Origin of the sequence: Meridianimaribacter sp. CL38 (genome assembly GCF_004328055.1) — a bacterium.
GTDB lineage: Bacteria > Bacteroidota > Bacteroidia > Flavobacteriales > Flavobacteriaceae > Gaetbulibacter_B > Gaetbulibacter_B jejuensis.
Genome location: NZ_QKWS01000013.1, coordinates 1 through 3,256 on the forward strand (window position 1 = coordinate 1; position 3,256 = coordinate 3,256).

1 pseudogene is annotated in these 3,256 nt (G+C 40.9%); it reads right to left on the minus strand.

Going from position 1 to position 3,256, the window contains the following annotated elements:
• Window positions 1-3,256, minus strand: a pseudogene (locus DMZ43_RS14885) (hypothetical protein); the annotation flags it as partial.

Below are 3,256 nucleotides of genomic sequence, written 5' to 3' on the forward strand. Positions count from 1 at the left end.
TTAGTGATGTTCTCATAAAGTGTAGGTAATGGGTTTACTCCTGCGTCTGCATCATCAAAACTCGCATAGTACGTTACTGTATAATTTAATGGGTCTTGACCATCTAGTACGTCTTCATCTAATGTTGATAGATCAAATTGTACACTGTCGTTAGTTGGGTCTCCATCTATCTCCATATTGTCATCACATAGCTCATATAGAATTGGCTCCATATCACTATTGGCTTCTGCTGCTTCCTGAACTTCTATGTTAAAGCTTTGTGTGCTTATCGAACATCCTGTTACTGTATTGGTAATGGCTACATAGATTGGTTGTGGATTGATCACATTAGTATATGGACTTACCAATCCGTTCATTAGATCATCAGCATCTGCTTGTGTAGCATGATAGCTTACTGTAAATAGGGTTGGATCTTGACCATTAAGTACTTCTGCATCTTTACTGGTTAAATCAAACTGTGCAAAGCCATCGGTATTGTCTTCACATATGATAAAGTCCGTTACTGCTACTACATCTGGTAATGGGTTTACGGTTATCGTAAAGGTTACTATGGTATAACATCCTGTTACATCATTAGTCACACGCACATAAATGGTTTGTGCTGTGTAATCGGTTGGGATGTTAGTGTACATTGTTGGGTCTGCTATAGCATTGGCTCCTGCTTCTGCATCTTCTTCTGTTTCATGGTAGCTTGCTGTTACTCCTGCTTCTCCATTGATGATGTATACTTCGTTTTCGGTAAGATCAAATACCTCTTGTCCATCTCCTGTATTGATGTCATCACATAACTCTAGGTTATCTGGATCTGTACTTGGAGTTGGGTTTGGTAATACTCTAATGGTTAACGTTGTGTAATCCACACAGCCTGTATCGGTATCGGTAACAACTACATATAGTGTTTGTGGGTTAGCTGGTGCGCCATTAACCGATGTATTGGTATAGGCTGTAGCGTCTACTGCGTTGGTTCCTGACTGTGCATCGGCATTGGTTTCATAATAGCTTACACTCCAGCTTGCTTCTCCTCCTGTAATCTCACTGTCCTTTACGGTAAGATCAAATACTGTAATCTCATCGGCCACTTCATCATCACACAACTCTAATGGTGTTGGTTGTATTGCTGTTGGTGGAAGCTCCACACGTATTTCAAACTCTCCTGTAGTTACACAGCCATTGGCTACACTTACTAAGCGTATGTAAATGGTCTGTGGATTGATTTGGTTACTATAGTTAGTCGTGTTAGCTATTGGGTTGTTTCCTGAGTCTGCATCTGCCTGTGTTAAATGGTAGGTCAGTACAAAATCTGCTGGGTCTTGGGTACCTAATATCTCTGCTGCTTTGGTGGTTAAATCAAACTGCGCAATCTCATCGGTATTGGTATCACAGATAACATAATCGTCTATGTTTGTTGGAACTACTGGTGATGGTAATACATTTAATACCAATGGTACTATAGTAAAGCATCCTGTTATTGTGTTCTCTGCTCTTGCATAAACGGTTTGTGTATCTGGTACGATATTACTGTAAGGACTTACTAATGGGTTTTGTGCGTTTTCAGCATCTGCCATAGTCTCATGGTAGCTCACAGCAATATCCAATTCACCATTGATGATCTCTACTGTACTACTGTCTAAATCAAAACTTGCAAAGCCATCATTGTCTACATCACATTCTTCTAAGTCTGTTGGTACTGCTGGTGACGGTATTGGGTTTACTCGTAAATCTAAAGTGATCGTACTCACACAGCCTGTAACATCATTGGTCGCTCTTACATAAATAGTCTGTGGGTTTACAGTATTAGTATATGGACTTGTGATTGGGTTGTTCCCTGAATCGGCATCGGCTTGGGTCTCATAATACGTCAGGCTGATTCCTGTTTGACCATTCAAGATCTCATCAGCTGCATCTTCTAATGTAAAGGCTTCTTGCTCATCGCCTGGGTTGTTATAATCACATAACTCCAATGGTGATGGTTGTACCAATACTGGTAATGCATTAACGATAAGCTCTAATGTTGTAAGCTTATAACATCCGTTGTTATTGTCTTCTACTCGTACCCATAGGGTCTGGTTGAAGGCTGTTGTGTTTGTATAGGCTGCTGGGTTCAGTATTGGGTTTGTTCCTGCTTCAGCATTAGCTTCTGTTTCATGATAAGTGACTGTATACTGTGTTGGGTCTGCTAGGTTTTGAAGTACTTCTGCATCCTTGGTAGTAAGGTCAAACTGTGCAAATCCATCGGCTGAGGCATCGTCACAGACTTGTAATGGTGTTGGTCCTGCTCCTAATTGTGGGGTTGGATTTACTATCAATACTAAATCTACTATCGTAGCACAATCGGTAGCTATGGTAGCGCTTTCTACTCTAGCGTAAACAGTTTGCGTGTTTACCACAATGTTATTGTATGGACTTGCTAATGGGTTTACATTATTATTGGCATCTGCCATAGTCTCATGGTAAGTTACTGTAAGTCCTGGAACGCCTCCTGTTATTTCATTATCTGCATCGGTAAGGGTAAACACTCCAAAACCATCACTATCAGGATCACAGTACTCCAATGGTGTTGGCACATTAGCTACTGGTGCTTGTTCCACTACCAACGTTAAGGTTGTAGTAGCATAACATCCTGTGTTGATATCCTGAACACGTACATACACTACTTCTCCATCAAACCCTGTGTATGGTATTGGTAATGGGTTAGTAGCATTGTCTGCATCTAACTGTGTTGGGTAATACGTTACCGAGTAGTTCGGGTTGTTACCACTAATCTCTATATTCTTTAGAGTAAGATCAATGTCTGTTATGCCGTCTGGTACATTATCATCACAAACTTCCAATGGTGTAGGAACTACTAATGCTGGAAGTGGGTTGACCACCAACTCAAAACTACTTACTGAAGCACAGTTTGTAATTGTATTGGTAAGTGCCACATATAGGGTTTGTGGATTGGTTTGATTAATATATGGTACGGTTATCGCATTGATTCCTGCTTCGGCATCTGCCTGTGTTTCGTAATAGCTTACCGCTACATTAACCTGTCCATTGATGATTTCTGCATCTTTGGTCGTAAGGTCAAATGTTTCTTGCTCGTCGCCTGGGTTGTTATAGTCACACAACTCGTATGGTGTTATCGCTCCTATGGCTGGTAATGGGTTTACCAATAGGGTAAGCTCTACTGTGTCATGGCAGCCTGAAGCGTCATCTTCCAAACGCACATAAACGGTTTGGGTGTTTGGTACAATATTGTTGTATGGACTTGATA